Origin of the sequence: Corynebacterium humireducens NBRC 106098 = DSM 45392 (assembly GCF_000819445.1) — a bacterium.
Taxonomy (GTDB): Bacteria; Actinomycetota; Actinomycetes; order Mycobacteriales; family Mycobacteriaceae; genus Corynebacterium; species Corynebacterium humireducens.
Genome location: NZ_CP005286.1, coordinates 1,819,012 through 1,835,686 on the forward strand (window position 1 = coordinate 1,819,012; position 16,675 = coordinate 1,835,686).

The following is a 16,675-nucleotide window of genomic DNA, read 5'->3' on the forward strand; positions in this document are numbered from 1 at the left end:
CACCCGTGAGAAATGAGGAGGTACACCGAGACGGCAGCCGAGACGACGGTGATGCGTCGTTCAGCCAAGCCAGAAGGGGTCAGAGTCCGTGCTTGCGCCCACACGGACACACAGGCCCGCAGAAACGAGGAGACCCCGCCTCCCCCAGGTACCGGGGAAGCGGGGTCTCAACTCGTGAGCGCAGTGGAAACTGCAGGCGTGGCCTAGTCGAGCAGGCCGGCCTCGCGGTCCTTCGCGCGGTTGGCCTCCTGGAGGTTCTCCAGCATGGCCTTCTCCTCACGCTCGTTGGCGTGTGCGGTCTCGACGGCAGCGTCGGTGAAACGCTGGTCGTCGGCCTTGATGAGGGAACCACGGGCGATGCGGTCAGCGAAGCCCAGCTGGTTCATGCGCTTCGGGACGGTGGCGCCGGCGTATGCCAGCGGAACCGGGTGGCCGTGCTCATCGACCGGGCCGAGCGGCTGGTGGATCTCCACGAAGGCACCGTTCGGCATCTGCTTGATGACACCGGTCTCGATGCCGTGCTCGAGCACTGCGCGGTCAGAACGCTGCAGGCCGACACAGATGCGGTGGGTGATGTAGTACGCGATCGGCGGCAGGATGATGACACCGATACGACCGAACCAGGTCATGGCGTTCAGCGAGATCTGGAAGAAGTGCGCGATGTGGTCGTTACCACCGGAGATGGTCACCAGCAGGAAGAAGGTGATGGCCATCGCACCGATGCCGGTACGGACCGGAACGTCGCGCGGACGCTGCAGCAGGTTGTGGTGGGCGTCGTCGCCGGTGGCGTTCTTCTCGATCCACGGGTATGCGAACAGCAGGACAACCATGGCACCACAGACCAGTGCGACCCAGAAGGCGGACGGGATGGTGTAGTTGCCGATGTACAGCTCCCACGCCGGCATGACACGGGCGACACCATCAGTCCACAGCATGTAGACGTCAGGCTGGGAACCTGCGGAAACCTGCGACGGGTTGTAGGGGCCGATGTTCCAGATCGCGTTGATCGTGGTGAGGCCGGACATCAGGGCCAGGACACCGGCGGTCAGGAGACCGTAGCCGATGGCCTTGGTCGCGAAGACCGGCATGATGCGGACACCGACGACGTTGTTCTCGGTGCGGCCGGCACCCGGGAACTGGGTGTGCTTCTGGTACCAGACCAGCGCCAGGTGAGCGGCGATCAGGCCGAGGATGATGCCCGGCAGGATGAGCACGTGTGCGATGTAGAAACGGTTGAGCATGAGGTCGGACGGGAAGTCGCCGCCGAAGATCAGCCAGTGCAGCCAGGTGCCCATGATCGGCAGACCCAGGATGATGGCGGACATGATGCGGAGGCCGACGCCGGAGAGCAGGTCATCCGGGAGGGAGTAACCCATGAAGCCCTCGGCCATGCCCAGGATGATCAGGGTGCAGCCGATGATCCAGTTGGCCTCACGCGGGCGTCGGAACGCACCGGTGAAGAAGACACGCAGCATGTGCGCGACCATGGCCATCATGAACATCAGGGCGGCCCAGTGGTGCATCTGGCGGACGAAGAGTCCACCGCGGACCTCGAAGGAGATGTCCAGTGCGGTTGCGTAGGCACGGGACATTTCGACACCGTTGAGCGGCAGGTAGCCGCCGTCGTAGATCACCTTGGTGATGGAAGGGTCGAAGAACAGCGCCAGGTAGACACCAGTCAGCAGCAGGATGATGAAGCTGTAGAGAGCCATCTCACCGAGCATGAAGGACCAGTGGGTCGGGAACACCTTGTTCAGCTGCGGACGCAGCAGACCGGACGCGGTGTAGCGCGAATCAATGTTGTCGGCAGCTTGTGCCAGCTTGTTGCTCATTAGGACTTACGCTCCCAGAATGCAGGGCCAACGGGCTCGATGAAGTTGCCCTTGGCGATGAGGTAACCCTCTTCGTCGACAGTGATCGGCAGCTGCGGCAGTGCACGGGCGGCCGGGCCGAACACCGGCTTGCCGTACTGCAGTGCGTCGAACTGAGACTGGTGGCACGGGCACAGGATGCGGTTGGTCTGAGCCTCGTACAGAGAGGTCGGGCAGGCGATGTGCGTGCAGATCTTGGAGTACGCGTAGTAGTCGCCGTAGTGGAAGTCCTCCTGGCCCTCACGCTCGATGGCCTTCTCGGCATCGGAGGTGCGCAGACGGATCAGCATGACAGGGTTACGCGGACCGTGCACGGAGTGCATGTGCTCCTCGTAGACGTCACGCTCCGGGTTGTACATGTCGCCGTCGTTGACCAGGGAGGTCGGCAGCGGGTAGACGGTCTCCATGCCGCCGGCGTCCAGGTCCTCCGGGCGGACACGCACGAGGCGGGAGACGCCTACGGTGGTCCAGTGGGAACCGGTCTCGCCGGAGTGCTGCTCGGCGATGGCGCCGGTGTCACGGGCGAGGTAGAGCTTGACGCCCTGCTCGTGGAGGGTCCAGCCGGAGGTCCACAGGGTGCCGTCACCCATGATGCCCAGCTCGCCGCGCTTCCACGGGTTCTTGATCATGCCGCCCAGCGGGGCGACGACGACCAGACCGAAGAGGATGCCGGCACCGCCGAGCAGACCCTGCAGCGCCTTGCGGCGGCCGAGGGTGGAGGTCTCCCAGGAGTCGTTGAGCAGCGCGGTCAGGGTGCGACGGTCGACCTCGGAGGAGGGGCCGTCATGACGACGCTGGACGGAGATCTCCTCCGGGACGATGGTCTTCACGTAGAGGACCACGGCGATACCCAGGGCGACGATCGAGATGCCCGAGGTCAGACCCAGCAGCGGGGTGTAGAAGGTGTGGAAGAGGTGGCCTTCCTCACCGAGGTTCTTGAACTCCCACGGCCAGAAGATGTAGACGCCGAGGAAGGCGATGGCGGCGATGATGCCGACGAGCACCCAGATGGTGACCGCACGGGCCGCACGCTTCTCAGCCGGATCGTTGGCGACCGGGAAGCGCTCCTTACGGAAGGCGACGGTCACATCATCCAGCTCAGTACCCAGACGCGCGAGCTCGTCGTTGCTCATCGCGTTGAGTTCCTGGTTGGTGTAGTTCTTCTTCACTTCGTTGCTCATGAACGCGATCCAATCCACATAGCGGCAAGACCAAGGATGGTGATGCCGATGAACCACATGGCCATACCCTCAGAGACCGGGCCGAGGCCGCCGAGGCCCCAGCCACCCGGGGACGGGGTCTCCTTGGTCGCCTTGATGAAGGCGATGATGTCCTTCTTCTCGTCAGCGGAGAGCTGGCGGTCGGAGAACTTCGGCATGTTCTGCGGGCCGGTGAGCATGGCCTGGTAGATCTCCTGCTCGTTGGCGAAATCCAGCGTCGGTGCGTACTTACCGGAGGACAGTGCGCCGCCACGGCCGGTGAAGCTGTGGCAGGAGGCGCAGTTCAGACGGAACAGCTCGCCACCACGGGCGATGTCCCGGGCGTCGATCATGCCGTTGTAGTTCTTGCCGCGGAGCTCCTCCATGGCAAGGGTGCCGTCCTCGTTGTACACGAGCTCCGGGCCGCCGCCGTTGGCTGCCACGAAGGCGGCTATGGCGAGGGCCTGGTTCTCGGTGTAACGCGGGGCCTTACGCTCGGCCTGAGCGTCGTTGGACATCATCGGCATACGGCCGGAGTGCACCTGGAAGTAGACGGCACCTTCGCCGACACCGATCAGGGAGGGACCGCGGTCCTTGACACCCTGCAGGTTGGCGCCGTGGCAGGTGATGCAGGCCACGTCATAGATGTCCTTGCCCTCCTGGATGAGAGCCTGGTCGTCACGCTGTGCGGTGGCGACCTGCGCGTCCGGGGTGATTGCGGTGGCGAGAACGCCGGCACCGGTCAGACCCAGGGTGAGCGCGAAGGCTCCGACGGCAGTCCGGCGCATCTTGCGGCGGCTGCGGGCCTTCTTGGCCGACGCGGACGACACAGCGGAGGTGTCGCCGTTGGCGGCGATGTTCGGATTGGTATCCATCATTTTCCTTTGAAATTCGGTTGCGGAAAGTGAATGGCTGCAGGCCGATTGCTCGGCAGGCTACGGCCTACTGGACAAGGTAGAGAGTGATGAAGACGCCGACCCAAATGACGTCAACGAAGTGCCAGTAGTAGGACACTGCCATGGCGGCGGTGGCCTGTGCCGGCGTGAACTTGGACACGGTCACACGACGGAGCACGACGAGGAAGGCGATAACACCTGCCGACACGTGCAGAGCGTGGAAGCCCGTGATGATGTAGAAGACCGAGCCGAAGACGCTCGACTGGACGGTCACTCCGTGAATGATCAGCTCGTACCACTCGTACGCGAGGAAGCAGAGGAATCCCACTGCCAGCGCGACGGTGATGAGGTACCAACGACGGAGACCGTAAACGTCACCCCTTTCTGCTGCGAAGACGCCGAACTGCGAGGTGACCGAGGAGGCGACCAGAATACTGGTGATGATGAAACCGAACAGGACGTTGAGATTTGCCGTCTGTTCGTTCCAGTCGCCTGCCAGGCCGTTCGCACGCGAGGTGAAGTACATCGCGAAGAGTCCGGCGAAGAACATCAATTCCTGAGACAGGAACACAATCGTGCCGACACTGACCATGTTGGGTCGGTTCAGTGCGGGAACACGCTGTGGTGCTGCCATACCTGAGTTTGAAACTGCGCTCGTCACGCTGACTAGTATGACCGCTCCGGGCGGCAAAGTCACTTCAACTCCCCCCGCTCACGTGAGGGATTTCTGATTTTCACCTGCGGTTTTGTTTGTTGAAGGGCCCCCGAAAAATTCTGCTACACCCGCGGGAACTTTTCCGGGAGACATCCGACGCTCTAAAAGTGCAGGTCATTTCCCCGGGTTCGGTGCCACACCCCCTGCGACACTCGTTTGGCGTAACCCTACCCCAAAACCAGGGCACAGTCCTGCATTCGACACGTGGGGGGTAAGAGATGTAAATCACACCCCCCAGGGGAACTCAACCCTGGTTTCCAACTTTCGGTTGACCCCCTCCTACCTGCGGTTTCCCGGCTTTTCAGCGGCCGCCCACACCTCGACCCCACGCTCCTCCCATACAGCTTCCAGCCTGGCGCGTGGGAGGGAGAGGGACGGGAAGCACGACGAGGCACCCGCCCCCTGGGTGGGGACGAGTGCCTCGTTCGTGATTCGTGTGGCTTACGCCGGGAAGACTAGTGCTTTTCCTTCGGCAGGCCGTACTGCATGCTGAGGTTGTAGGTACCCCAGATCAGCAGGATCGCGCCCATGGCGATGAGCCAGAAGTGCCAGAAGGCGATACCCAGACCCAGGACACCGACGGCGCTGGCCATCCATGCCGGGTAGATGGAGCCCGGGGAGAAGAAGCCGAGGATGCCGGCCTTGTCCTCGACCTCAGCCTCTTCCCAGTCCTCGGGGAGGACGTCAGAGCGGGAGTCGGTGAAGTGGAGGTAGACGCCGAGCATGAGAGCCAGGGCGGTGGAGAGGACCAGCGCGGTGATGCCGACCCACTCGGTGCGTCCGCCGTAGCCGTCCTCTGCGACGAAGCCGGTGCCGAAGGTGTAGATCACAGCCATCAGAGCCAGGAAGGCTGCGATGCCGTACATCAGTTTAGAACCAGAGTTCATGGTGACAATCCTCCGTTAGATGTTGGCGTTGTGGTCGACGTAGTTCTCGCCGTCCCAGGTCTGACGGGACGAGTTGAACGGGTGGGTGGTGGTGGCGTACGGAGCCTCACCGATCGCAGCCAGGGCCTCGGAGTTCGGGGCGTCCGGGTTGTCCATGCGGAACTGGATGTACTGGGTGAAGGCCTCCGGGGAGACGACACGCAGCTCGAAGTTCATCATGGCGTGGTAGGTACCGCACATCTCGGCACAGCGGCCGACGAAGGCACCCTCTTCCTCGATGGCCTCGATCTGGAAGGCACGCTGCTGCTGGTTGGCCTCCGGGTGAGCGTAGGCGTCACGCTTGAAGAGGAACTCCGGGATCCAGAAGGAGTGGGCGACATCGCCGGAGGCGAGCTGGAACTCGACCGGGGTGTTGCTCGGGAGAACCAGGACCGGGATCTCGTCGGTGGTGCCGACGGTCTCGATCTGGTTGAAGTGGAGGTAGGACTGGTCACCCTTGGACATGCCGTGAATCGGGTTCGGGTTCTTCACGAGCTCCGGGTCGTCGTACTTGGAGGCCTCGGCCAGGGCCGTGCGCTCCTCGTCGACGCCGTTGTACTCGGAGCCGGTCGGGCTCAGGTTGGCGGCGACGTTCTGGTAGCCGAACTTCCAGTTCCACTGGAAGGCGGTCACGTCGACGACGACCTCCGGGTTCTTGTCCAGGGCGGTGACCTTCTGCTGGGTCTGGACCGTGAAGAAGAACAGGCCCATGACGATGAAGATCGGCATGATGGTCAGGACAAGCTCCAGGGGAACGTTGTACTGCAGCTGCTTCGGGAACTCGCCCTCGCCGCGCTTCTCAGCCTTCTTGGCGTTCCAGCTGAAGACGGCGACGAGCATGAGAGCCCACATGATGATGCCGATGATCCAGGCGGTGACCCACACCCAGACCCAGAAGTTGTACATGGCGGTCGCCTCCGGGGTGATACCCGTCGGCCAACCCATACCGATGATCCTGCCGACGCTCTCCGGCGGAGCGACGTCACAAGCGGCGAGGGCGAGGCCACCAAGAGCCATCACACCGCCGAGACCCGCCTTACGGGCGAAGCCGCGCTTCTTACGCTGTTCCACGTGTGTCTGCCTTCCTGTCCACACTAAATCCTTGAACACTGGTTTAAGCATTCCTGATACAGCAGGATAGTTCATTCACGGTGGTTATCCATGCTCTTTCCATCCTGCCGAGATCTTCCGGATGCCACCGGTGCCCCTCGAAGTACCCCGGATGTTACAGCCCATATGGGCTTACTCACGAATGATGGGCCACCCCCTCCCGAATCCGTGTAACCCATCTCACAATCCGCAGGTCGCGGGATCATCCGAAAGTATCCACCCATATATCCGTCCTTACTACCCCCTGCCGGACCTGGGACGGAACGGCGTCGACAAGCACTCCGCCGCTATCTCGTGCCGGTGTCGCTTCCCGACGCCCCCGCGCCGTATCGTAGGACCGGACACTTTCGTTATATATGAGGAGAACAATTCCACATGTGCGGCTTTCTTGGCATGCTCACCGCCGGCGGTGACGCAGAGGCCTTCGTCGACGCTGTGACCCGGGCCCTGCCGTGCATGCGCCACCGCGGCCCGGACGACGCAGGCACCTGGCACGACGAGGACGTCGTCTTCGGCTTCAACCGGCTCTCGATCGTCGACCTGGAGCACTCGCACCAGCCGCTGGTCTGGGGTCCGGAGGAGTCGCCGGAGCGCTACGCCCTCATCTTCAACGGCGAGATCTACAACTACGTCGAACTCCGCGAGGAGCTCAGCGCCGCCGGGTACGAGTTCCGTACCCGCGGCGACTCGGAGACCATCGTCGTCGGCTACCACCACTGGGGTGAGGACGTCGTCGAGCACCTGCGCGGCATGTTCGCCTTCGCCATCTGGGACACCGAGGAGAAGGTCCTGTTCGTCGGCCGCGACCAGTTCGGCATCAAGCCGCTGTTCTACGCCACCACCCCGGCCGGCACCGTATTCTCCTCCGAGAAGAAGTCGATCCTGGAGATGGCCCCGGAGCTCGGTCTCGGCCTGGACCTTGACCGTCGCGCCATCGAGCACTACGTCGACCTACAGTACGTGCCGGAGCCGGAGTCCCTCCACGCCTCCGTGCGCCGCCTCGAGTCCGGCTGCACGGCGACGCTGCGCGCCGGCGGGGAGGTCGTCGCCCGCCGCTACTTCAAGCCGCGTTTCGACGTTACCCCGGTGCCCAAGGGCGGGGAGCAGGACCTCTTCGACCGGATCGCCCGCGCACTGGAGGATTCCGTCGAGAAGCACATGCGTGCCGACGTCACCGTGGGCTCCTTCCTCTCCGGCGGCATCGACTCGACCGCGATCGCCACGCTGGCCAAGCGCCACAACCCGGATCTCCTCACCTTCACCACCGGTTTCGAGCGCGAGGGCTACTCCGAGGTCGACGTGGCCGCGGAGTCGGCGGCGGCGATCGGCGTGGAGCACATCGTCAAGGTGGTCTCCCCGGAAGAGTACGCCGCCGCGATCCCGAAGATCATGTGGTACCTGGACGACCCGGTGGCGGACCCGTCCCTCGTTCCGCTGTACTTCGTGGCCCAGGAGGCCCGTAAGCACGTCAAGGTCGTCCTGTCCGGTGAGGGCGCGGACGAGCTCTTCGGCGGCTACACCATCTACAAGGAGCCGCTGTCGCTGGCGCCCTTCGAGAAGGCCCCCACCCCGCTGCGCCGCGGCCTCGGCCGCCTCTCCCGCGTGCTGCCCGACGGAATGAAGGGCAAGTCGCTGCTCGAGCGCGGCTCCATGACCATGGAGGAGCGCTACTACGGCAACGCGCGCTCCTTCAACTTCGAGCAGCTCAAGCGCGTGCTGCCGTGGGCGAAGGAGGAGTGGGACCACAAGGAGGTCACCGCCCCGATCTACGCCCAGTCCACCCACATGGACCCGGTCGCCCGGATGCAGCACCTCGACCTGTTCACCTGGATGCGCGGTGACATCCTGGTCAAGGCCGACAAGATCAACATGGCCAACTCCCTGGAGCTGCGCGTGCCGTTCCTGGACAAGGAGGTCTTCGCCGTGGCGCAGACCATCCCGCACGACCTGAAGATCGCCGGGGGCACCACCAAGTACGCCCTGCGCAAGGCCATGGAGCAGATCGTCCCGCCGCACGTCCTGCACCGGAAAAAGCTGGGCTTCCCGGTGCCGATGCGTCACTGGCTCGCCGGCGACGAACTCTTCGGCTGGGCCCAGGACACCATCAACGAGTCGCAGACCGACGACATCTTCGACCGCCGCGCGGTGCTGGAGATGCTCAAGGAGCACCGCGACGGCATCTCCGACCACTCCCGCCGCCTGTGGACGGTGCTGGCGTTCATGGTGTGGCACGGCATCTTCATCGAGGACCGGATCGATCCGCAGATCGAGGAGAAGGACTACCCGGTCGACATCTGACCCGGACGCAGAAAAGCGCCCGCACTCCATGGTGCGGGCGCTCTTTCGTCCCGTGACGATAGACTCCTAGTTGAAGGAGTCGCCGCAGGCGCAGGCGCCGCCGGCGTTCGGGTTGTCGATGGTGAAGCCCTGGGACTCGATGGTGTCGGAGAAGTCGATCTTCGCGCCGGAGAGGTACGGCACGCTCATCTTGTCGACGACCAGGCGCACGCCGCCGATCTCGTCGGACTTGTCACCGTCGAGCTCACGGTCGTCGAAGTAGAGCTGGTACCGCAGGCCGGCGCAACCGCCCGGCTGGACGGCGATGCGCAGAGCCAGATCGTCGCGGCCCTCCTGGTCGAGCAGAGCCTTGGCCTTGGCGGCCGCGGCGTCGGTGAGGATGACGCCGGTGCTGGAGGCGGGAGCGGTCATGGTGGTGATCTCCTTGCATACTGAGTGCTTCGTTACGCGCCCACCATACTCGTCAGGGGCCGGGGTGCGCGCTTACACATTCACAACGCGCGGGCGCCCACCCGTATTCCCGACTCCTTTCCCGGCCTTGTAGCCTGGGACACGTGAAACTCCCCTGGCAAAAATCCGATGAATCCTCCCCGGTCGAGCCGACCTCCACGCCGACCCCCTCCCCCGCCGAGCCCAAGAGCCCGGCCCCGGCGCACCCCAAGGGCTACACACCCCCGAAGGGCCGTCCGACGCCGAAGCGTCGGGAGGTCGAGATCGAGCGCGGCATCATCCGCGACCCGCGTGCACCGCGGTCGGCGGCGCAGGCCAGCGCGCAGCGCAAGGAACTGAAGAAGTCCATGTCCAAAGAGGAGTGGAAGGCCTACAAGTCCCGCGAGCGCGACGAGAACCGGAGGCGCCAGCAGGAGGTCCAGCGGGCCATGGACGACGGCGACGAGCGCTACCTCCTGCCCCGCGACCAGGGCCCGGAGCGTCGTCTCGTGCGCGACTGGGTCGACTCGCGTCGTTTCGTCAACAACTGGGTCCTCCCCGTGGCGCTGGGTCTGCTGGTGACCCTGTTCATCGGCACGTTCGCCCCGGACGTCGCCAACATCATGTCGCTCATCGCGATGGCCCTCATGGTCGTCTTCTTCATCGAGGGCGTGTGGGCCGGCATGGCCGCCAACCGCACTGTCCGGGAGAAGTTCCCGGACAGCACGGCCACGGGCCTCGGTCTGGGCTTCTACACTTACTCGCGTATGACGCAGCCGCGTAAGTGGCGTTCGCCGAAGCCGCGCGTGAACATCGGCGACAAGGTCTAGAGCCCAGGAGGCCCCCATGCTTTTCGATGCCACCGAGCCCCTCGCCACCCCGGACCAGCAGGTCCGGGAGGAGGCGCTCGCATCCGCCGCACTCTCCGGCACGGGACGCCTCCGTGAGCTCGGGGCGTGGGTCGCCGCCTGCCAGGGCACGTTCCCGCCCCGCCCGCTGGAGCGCTGCCGGGTGGTGGTGTTCGCGGGTGACCACGGCGTCGCCCGCCGGGGCATGTCGGTGCTGCCGCCGGAGCACTCGGTGCAGACCGCGGCGGACATCGAGCGCGGTGGCGGTGCCGTCAACGTGCTCGCGCGGGCGGCGGGGGCGTCGGTACGCCTCGTGGACGTCTCCCTCGACCACGAGGCGTGGGGCGAGGAGCGGGTGCGCCGCTCCACCGGCTCCATCGACGTCGAGGACGCCATGAGCGTCGAGGAGTTCGCCCGCGCCGTCGAGATCGGCCGCCGGGTCGCGGACCAGGAGGTCGACTCGGGTGCCGACCTGCTCATCCCGGGTGACCTCGGGGTGGGCAACACCACCGTGGCCGCCGCCGTCCTGGGCGCGTTCACGGCCACGGAACCCGTCGCCGTGATCGGCCCGGGCTCCGGCATCACCGATGAACTGTGGAAGATCAAGGTCTCCGCGATCCGCGACGCCATGTTCCGCGTCCGCGGCACCACGGGCACCCCGGAGGAGGTCCTGCGGCGGATCGCCTCCCCGGACCTGGTGGCACTGGTGGCCTTCATCGCGCAGGCCGCGGCACGCCGCACCCCCGTGCTTCTCGACGGCGCCCCCGTCACCGTCGCCGCCTACCTCGCGGAACGTCTCTCCCCCGGCACCGCCCCCTGGTGCCAGGCAGGGCAGCTGACCCCGGAGCCCGCGCACCTCATCGCGCTGCAGGCCCTCGAACTCACGCCTCTCGTCGCCCTGGACATGAACGCCGGCCAGGGCACCGGCGCGCTAGCGGCGCTCCCGCTGGTGCGGGCCGCCGCCGAGCTGCTGGCCGACTAGTCCGCCGGCTGGTCCTCAGCCGGGACGAGGGTGTGCACCCAGCCGTGGGTGTCCTCGTACAGGCCGCGCTGGATGTCGGTGAGACGCTCGCGCATGGCCATGGTGACCTCACCCGGCTGGTTGTCATTGATCTGGAACTCGCCGTCGTTGGACAGGACCCGGCCGACCGGGGTGATCACGGCGGCTGTGCCGCAGGCCATGGCCTCGGTCATCGCACCGGAGGCGACGTCGTCGCGCCAGTCGAACTTGGAGATCCTCCGCTCCTCGGTGCGGTGGCCGAGATCGCGGGCGACCTGCAGGAGGGAGTCGCGGGTGACGCCCGGCAGGAGGGAGCCGGAGAGCTCGGGGGTGGCCACGGTGACGTCGTCACCCGAGCCGTACACGAAGAACAGGTTCATGCCACCCATCTCCTCGATGTAGGTGTGCTCGATGGCGTCGAGCCACACGACCTGGTCGCAGCCCTTCTCCTCCGCCTGCGCCTGCGCGAGCAGGGAGGCGGCGTAGTTGCCGGCGAACTTCGCGGCACCGGTGCCACCCGGGGCGGCACGGACGTAGTCCTCGCTCAGCCACACGGAGACCGGCTTGACGCCACCGGTGAAGTACGCCCCGACCGGGGAGGCGATGACGAAGAAGGTGTACCGGTTGGCCGGGCTGACGCCCAGGGAGACCTCGGTGGAGATCATGAAGGGACGCAGGTAGAGGCTGGCCTCGCCGCCGGCGGCGGGGACCCAGTCACGGTCGACGTCGACAAGCAGGCGGAGCGTCTCGAGGAAGTCCTCGGTCGGCAGCGGCGGCATGGCCATGCGCTCGGCGGAACGCTGCATGCGCTCGGCGTTGCGCTCCGGGCGGAAGGTGGCGATGGAGCCGTCCGGCTGACGGTAGGCCTTGATGCCCTCGAAGATCGCCTGGCCGTAGTGGAACACCGTGGTCGCGGGATCCATCGGGATGGCCTCGTAGGGACGCACGCGGGCGTCGTGCCAGCCCTTGTCCTCGGACCACTCGATGGTGACCATGTGATCGGTGAAGTTCTTGCCGAACCGCGGATTCTGCAGAATCTCCTCGCGCGCCTCATCGGACGTCGGGGTGCTCGTACGGTTCACGGTGAAATTGAGAGACGTCATGGGGAACACGCTACACCGACGACCCAGAGGTGATCTCTATAAGCTGGGTTCATCGCTTGTCAATCTCAGGAGGTACTTTCCATGGCGAACCCCACTTTCACCCTTCCCGCCCGCGGCACCACCCCCGCCGTCGAGCTGGCCAAGAAGGCCCCGAAGACCCCCGACGCACTGCTCGTCCCCGTCCTCTGCGGTGAGGACGGCCCGGAGCTGCCGGCCTCCGTCCTTCTCGACGACGCCGCCTCCCGCGAGGTCCTCGACGCCCTCACCGCCGTCGGTGCCACGGGCAAGGCCAACGAGATCACGCGCGTGCCCTTCCGCAAGAGGTCCGTGGTCGCCGTCGGCCTGGGTGATGCGGAGGAGCTCACCGACGAGATCCTCCGCCGCGCCGCCGGATGTGCCGCCCGCTCCCTGAAGAAGGTCGGCACCGTCGCCACCACCCTGGGTGTCTTCGGCCTCGCCGCCGCCGTCGAGGGCCTGATCCTCGGCGCGTACCACTACCGCGGCATCCGGAGTGAGGAGGCGGAGAACGGCGGCGTCGAGAAGATCGTGTTCGTCGGCGGCGACAAGCAGGAGTTCGAGACCGCCCGCGTCACCGCCGAGGCCGTCGCCCTCGCCCGTGACCTGGTCAACACCCCCTCCTCCCACCTCTACCCCGAGACCTACGCCGGCCTGCTCGCCGACGAGGGCAAGGCGGCCGGGCTCAAGGTCGAGGTCCTCGACGAGAAGTCACTGGCCAAGCAGGGCTTCGGCGGCATCCTCGCCGTCGGACAGGGCTCCGAGCGCGGGCCGCGCCTGGTGCGCCTCACCTGGTCCCCGAGGAAGAAGGCGAAGAAGTCCGTCGCGATGGTCGGCAAGGGCATCACCTTCGACACCGGCGGCATCTCCCTCAAGCCGGGCGCCAACATGGAGGCCATGATCTCCGACATGGGTGGCTCCGCCGCCGTCGCCGCCACCGTCATCGCCGCCGCGAAGCTCAACCTGCCGGTCCACATCACCGCCACCCTGCCGCTCGCCGAGAACATGCCCGACGGCCGGGCCACCCGCCCGGGTGACGTGATCACCCACTACGGCGGCCAGACCTCCGAGATCATCAACACCGACGCCGAGGGCCGCCTCGTGCTTGCCGACGCCCTCGCGCGCGCGTCCGAGGACAAGCCGGACTACCTGCTCGAGGTCGCCACCCTCACCGGTGCGCAGATGGTCGCCCTGGGCACCCGCACCACCGGTGTTATGGGTTCCGACGCCTTCCGCGACCGCGTCGCCGCCACCGGCCGCGACGTCGGCGAGCCCGCCTGGGCCATGCCGCTGCTCGAGGAGCACGAGGAGACCATCAAGTCCCCCACCGCCGACATGCGCAACGTCGACAACACCCGCTGGGGCGGCATGGAGTTCGCCGGCCTGTACCTGTCGAAGTTCATCGACGAGGGCATCGAGTGGGCCCACCTGGACATCGCCGGCCCGTCCTTCAACTCCGGCTCCGTCCACGGCTACACCCCGAAGCGTGCCACCGGCGTCCCGGTGCGCACCTTCCTGGCGCTGCTGGCGGAGATCGCCTCCGAGTAGCCGTCGGGGAGGTCGAAAGGTGTGTAGCAGTGCCGTTTCAGGGAGCTGAAACACGCACTGCTACACACCTTTCCCCCACGCCCGGATCAGTCGGGCAGTTCACCCCGGTCGAAGGCCGCCCGACGCCGCCGCTGCTCCTCGCGCTTGCGCAGGATGCGCTCGTACTCGATCCGCTCCCGCATGCGCTGGGGGTACCCGGTCTCCTCCACGTCGTAGACGGGGACGCCGAGCAGCTTCTGCACGGCGTCGATGCCCTTGGGGCCGCCGATGCGGCGGCGGGTGAACTCGCCGTGTTCGTCGACAAGCACCACCGACATCTCGTTGACCACGGTCTCCGGCTCCACGAAGGCCTCCACGAAGGCCCGTCCCGCACACCACTGACGGAGGTGCTCGGCGTCCTCCGGGCGGATGGTCTCACCGGGGGCGCGAGGTGGCCGGAGACCGGACCGGGACTTGTTGCGACCGAATAGATTGAACACGCCTTACAATTGTAGATGCACCGAAACTTCTAACGGGATACTCGGTGACACCAGGCTGATCAAACCCGGTACGCTGGGGTCATTAGCTATCGATCAACTAACGACTTTCGAGGAGTCAGAAACACTATGGCGTTCTCCGTAGAGATGCCCGAACTGGGCGAATCCGTCACCGAAGGCACCATCACCCAGTGGCTGAAGCAGGTTGGTGACCGCGTCGAGGTGGACGAGCCGCTGCTCGAGGTCTCCACCGACAAGGTCGACACCGAGATCCCGTCCCCGAAGGCCGGCGTGCTGCTGGAGATCAAGGCGGACGAGGACGACACCGTCGACGTCGGCTCCGTGATCGCCATCATCGGTGAGGAGGGCGAGGAGTCCACCGCGGATTCCGCCGAGGCTGAGGCTGAGGAGGCTCCGGCCGAGGAGCCGAAGGAAGAGAAGAAGGCCGCCCCGAAGGCCTCCGGCCCGGCCACCGACGTGGAGATGCCGGAGCTGGGCGAGTCCGTCACCGAGGGCACCATCACCCAGTGGCTGAAGTCCGTCGGCGACACCGTCGAGGTCGACGAGCCGCTCCTCGAGGTCTCCACCGACAAGGTCGACACCGAGATCCCCTCCCCGGTCGCCGGCACCCTCATCGAGATCCTGGCCGACGAGGACGAGACCGTCGACGTCGGCGAGGTCATCGCCCGCATCGGTGACGCCGACGCCGCAGCTGACTCCGCTGACGAGGACGTCCCCTCCGAGGAGGCCATCGAGGAGGCCGAGTCGAAGGACGAGAACGAGACCGTCGACGAGGCCGCCCCCGCCGAGGAGGACGCCGCCGAGGGCGAGTCCACCGACGTGGAGATGCCGGAGCTGGGCGAGTCCGTCACCGAGGGCACCATCACCCAGTGGCTGAAGTCCGTCGGCGACACCGTCGAGGTCGACGAGCCGCTGCTCGAGGTCTCCACCGACAAGGTCGACACCGAGATCCCGTCCCCGGTCGCCGGCACCCTGCTGGAGATCCTGGCTGACGAGGACGAGACCGTCGACGTCGGCGAGGTCATCGCCCGCGTCGGTTCCGGTGCCCCGAAGAAGGCCGAGCCGAAGCCGGAGCCGAAGAAGGAGGCCCCCAAGGCCGAGCCCAAGGCTGAGCCGAAGCCGGAGCCCAAGGTCGAGGAGAAGAAGGAGGAGCCCAAGCCGGAGCCGAAGGCCGAGGAGAAGGCTGCCCCGAAGAAGGTCGACAACGCCAACGTCCCGTACGTGACCCCGCTGGTCCGTAAGCTCGCCGACAAGCACGGCGTCGATCTCACCCAGGTCGAGGGCACCGGCGTCGGTGGCCGCATCCGCAAGCAGGACGTCCTGGCCGCCGCCGAGGGTGGCGCACAGGCCGCCCCGGCCGCCGAGAAGGGTGCCCGCGCGAACTGGTCCACCAAGTCCGTGGACCCGGCGAAGGCCGAGCTGATCGGTACCACCCAGAAGGTGAACCGTATCCGCGAGATCACTGCCGCGACCATGATCCGCTCCCTGCAGACCACCGCGCAGCTGACCCACGTCCAGGAAGTCGACATGACGCGTGTCGCGGATCTGCGTGCGCAGGTCAAGGAGGCCTTCGTCGCGAAGCACGGCGCGAACCCGACCTACCTGGTGTTCATCGTCAAGGCTGTCGCCGAGGCGCTCGTCTCCCACCCGAACGTCAACGCGTCCTACAACGCGGAGACCAAGGAGATGACCTACCACGCGGACGTCAACATCGGCATCGCCGTGGACACCCCGCAGGGTCTGCTGGTTCCGGTGATCAAGAAGGCGCAGGACCTGTCCCTGGCCGAGATCGCCGCGGCCATCACCGACCTGGCCGAGCGTGCCCGCACCCGCAAGCTGCGTCCGGACGACCTGTCCGGCGGCACCTTCACGGTCACCAACATCGGTTCCGAGGGTGCCCTGCTGGACACCCCGGTGCTCACCCCGCCGCAGGCCGGCATCCTGGGCACCGCGGCCATCGAGAAGCGTCCGGTCGTGGTGACCGATGACGGCGTCGACTCGATCGCCATCCGCCAGATGTGCTACCTGCCGTTCACCTACGACCACCAGGTCATCGACGGTGCCGACGCCGGTCGCTTCATCACCACCATCAAGGACCGCCTGGAGACCGCGGACTTCCAGTCCGACCTCGGCCTCTAAGCTCTCCCGCTGAGAGAGACCGCCACCTGACCTTCCCGGTCGGGTGGCGGTTTTCTTCTTATAATCGGAATCATCCGGTCC

At 66.1% G+C, this 16,675-nt stretch carries 14 protein-coding genes; 5 read left to right on the forward strand and 9 right to left on the reverse strand.

Annotation, left to right across the window (positions count from 1 at the left end; all coding sequences use genetic code 11):
* Nucleotides 1–203: 203 nt before the first annotated feature.
* The 6 genes from qcrB to ctaC form a co-directional block, all read right to left on the reverse strand.
* Entirely contained in the window at nucleotides 204–1,832 is a 1,629-nt protein-coding gene (gene qcrB, locus B842_RS09005; protein ID WP_040086253.1) for a cytochrome bc1 complex cytochrome b subunit, read from the reverse strand.
* The gene (gene qcrA / locus B842_RS09010; RefSeq protein ID WP_040086254.1) at nucleotides 1,832–3,052 is read right to left on the reverse strand and encodes a cytochrome bc1 complex Rieske iron-sulfur subunit; all 1,221 of its coding nucleotides are present in this window, start codon (nucleotides 3,050–3,052) and stop codon (nucleotides 1,832–1,834) included. The genes qcrB and qcrA overlap by 1 nt, the downstream gene beginning before the upstream one ends.
* On the reverse strand, nucleotides 3,049–3,948 hold the full coding sequence (gene qcrC / locus B842_RS09015) for a cytochrome bc1 complex diheme cytochrome c subunit (RefSeq protein ID WP_174520284.1): 900 nt from the start codon (nucleotides 3,946–3,948) through the stop codon (nucleotides 3,049–3,051). Before qcrC ends, qcrA begins: the two co-directional genes overlap by 4 nt.
* Nucleotides 3,949–4,012: 64 nt before the next feature.
* Entirely contained in the window at nucleotides 4,013–4,627 is a 615-nt protein-coding gene (gene ctaE / locus B842_RS09020; protein WP_248700179.1) for an aa3-type cytochrome oxidase subunit III, read from the reverse strand.
* Nucleotides 4,628–5,136: 509 nt separating this feature from the next.
* Entirely contained in the window at nucleotides 5,137–5,568 is a 432-nt protein-coding gene (ctaF, locus tag B842_RS09025) for an aa3-type cytochrome oxidase subunit IV (protein WP_040086259.1), read from the reverse strand.
* Between the two features lie 15 nt (nucleotides 5,569–5,583).
* On the reverse strand, nucleotides 5,584–6,678 hold the full coding sequence (gene ctaC, locus B842_RS09030) for an aa3-type cytochrome oxidase subunit II (RefSeq protein ID WP_040086260.1): 1,095 nt from the start codon (nucleotides 6,676–6,678) through the stop codon (nucleotides 5,584–5,586).
* 414 nt (nucleotides 6,679–7,092) lie between these two features.
* Here ctaC and asnB point away from each other — a divergent pair, with 414 nt between their 5' ends.
* A complete protein-coding gene (asnB, locus tag B842_RS09035; RefSeq protein ID WP_040086261.1) occupies nucleotides 7,093–9,015 on the forward strand; it encodes an asparagine synthase (glutamine-hydrolyzing) in 1,923 nt (640 codons plus the stop codon).
* A gap of 66 nt (nucleotides 9,016–9,081) precedes the next feature.
* Here asnB and B842_RS09040 read toward each other — a convergent pair whose 3' ends face one another.
* The gene (locus tag B842_RS09040) at nucleotides 9,082–9,426 is read right to left on the reverse strand and encodes a HesB/IscA family protein (protein WP_040086263.1); all 345 of its coding nucleotides are present in this window, start codon (nucleotides 9,424–9,426) and stop codon (nucleotides 9,082–9,084) included.
* A 143-nt stretch (nucleotides 9,427–9,569) separates the two neighbouring features.
* Between B842_RS09040 and B842_RS09045 the strand changes: the two genes are divergently transcribed.
* Nucleotides 9,570–10,274, forward strand: a complete 705-nt coding sequence (locus B842_RS09045; RefSeq protein ID WP_040086265.1) for a DUF3043 domain-containing protein — start codon at nucleotides 9,570–9,572, stop codon at nucleotides 10,272–10,274.
* Between the two features lie 16 nt (nucleotides 10,275–10,290).
* Nucleotides 10,291–11,274 carry a nicotinate-nucleotide--dimethylbenzimidazole phosphoribosyltransferase gene (locus tag B842_RS09050; protein ID WP_040086266.1) on the forward strand — a complete coding sequence of 328 codons (984 nt, stop codon included), beginning with the start codon at nucleotides 10,291–10,293 and terminating at the stop codon, nucleotides 11,272–11,274.
* Here B842_RS09050 and B842_RS09055 read toward each other — a convergent pair.
* Complete coding sequence (locus B842_RS09055) at nucleotides 11,271–12,395, reverse strand: branched-chain amino acid aminotransferase (RefSeq protein WP_040086268.1); 1,125 nt, start codon at nucleotides 12,393–12,395, stop codon at nucleotides 11,271–11,273. The two genes, B842_RS09050 and B842_RS09055, sit on opposite strands and share 4 nt — an antisense overlap.
* An 81-nt stretch (nucleotides 12,396–12,476) precedes the next feature.
* On the opposite strand from B842_RS09055, the gene B842_RS09060 reads away from it, so the two are divergent.
* Nucleotides 12,477–13,958 (forward strand): leucyl aminopeptidase, encoded by a 1,482-nt coding sequence (locus B842_RS09060; protein ID WP_040086269.1) that lies wholly within the window; start codon nucleotides 12,477–12,479, stop codon nucleotides 13,956–13,958.
* 86 nt (nucleotides 13,959–14,044) lie between these two features.
* On the opposite strand, the gene B842_RS09065 is transcribed toward B842_RS09060, so the two are convergent.
* Complete coding sequence (locus tag B842_RS09065; protein WP_040086270.1) at nucleotides 14,045–14,437, reverse strand: hypothetical protein; 393 nt, start codon at nucleotides 14,435–14,437, stop codon at nucleotides 14,045–14,047.
* Nucleotides 14,438–14,563: 126 nt separating this feature from the next.
* On the opposite strand from B842_RS09065, the gene sucB reads away from it, so the two are divergent.
* Nucleotides 14,564–16,594: a 2-oxoglutarate dehydrogenase, E2 component, dihydrolipoamide succinyltransferase gene (gene sucB / locus B842_RS09070; protein ID WP_052437846.1), complete on the forward strand. Its 2,031-nt coding sequence runs from the start codon at nucleotides 14,564–14,566 to the stop codon at nucleotides 16,592–16,594.
* Nucleotides 16,595–16,675 lie beyond the last annotated feature (81 nt).

Coding starts and splice junctions, on each gene's coding strand:
- B842_RS09060 (WP_040086269.1), top strand. CDS start 12,477: ATGGCGAACCCCACTTTCACCCTTCCCGCCCGCGGCACCACCCCCGCC.
- B842_RS09055 (WP_040086268.1), bottom strand. CDS start 12,395: ATGACGTCTCTCAATTTCACCGTGAACCGTACGAGCACCCCGACGTCC.
- B842_RS09040 (WP_040086263.1), bottom strand. CDS start 9,426: ATGACCGCTCCCGCCTCCAGCACCGGCGTCATCCTCACCGACGCCGCG.
- qcrA (WP_040086254.1), bottom strand. CDS start 3,052: ATGAGCAACGAAGTGAAGAAGAACTACACCAACCAGGAACTCAACGCG.
- ctaF (WP_040086259.1), bottom strand. CDS start 5,568: ATGAACTCTGGTTCTAAACTGATGTACGGCATCGCAGCCTTCCTGGCT.
- B842_RS09050 (WP_040086266.1), top strand. CDS start 10,291: ATGCTTTTCGATGCCACCGAGCCCCTCGCCACCCCGGACCAGCAGGTC.
- qcrC (WP_174520284.1), bottom strand. CDS start 3,948: ATGATGGATACCAATCCGAACATCGCCGCCAACGGCGACACCTCCGCT.
- qcrB (WP_040086253.1), bottom strand. CDS start 1,832: ATGAGCAACAAGCTGGCACAAGCTGCCGACAACATTGATTCGCGCTAC.
- sucB (WP_052437846.1), top strand. CDS start 14,564: ATGGCGTTCTCCGTAGAGATGCCCGAACTGGGCGAATCCGTCACCGAA.
- asnB (WP_040086261.1), top strand. CDS start 7,093: ATGTGCGGCTTTCTTGGCATGCTCACCGCCGGCGGTGACGCAGAGGCC.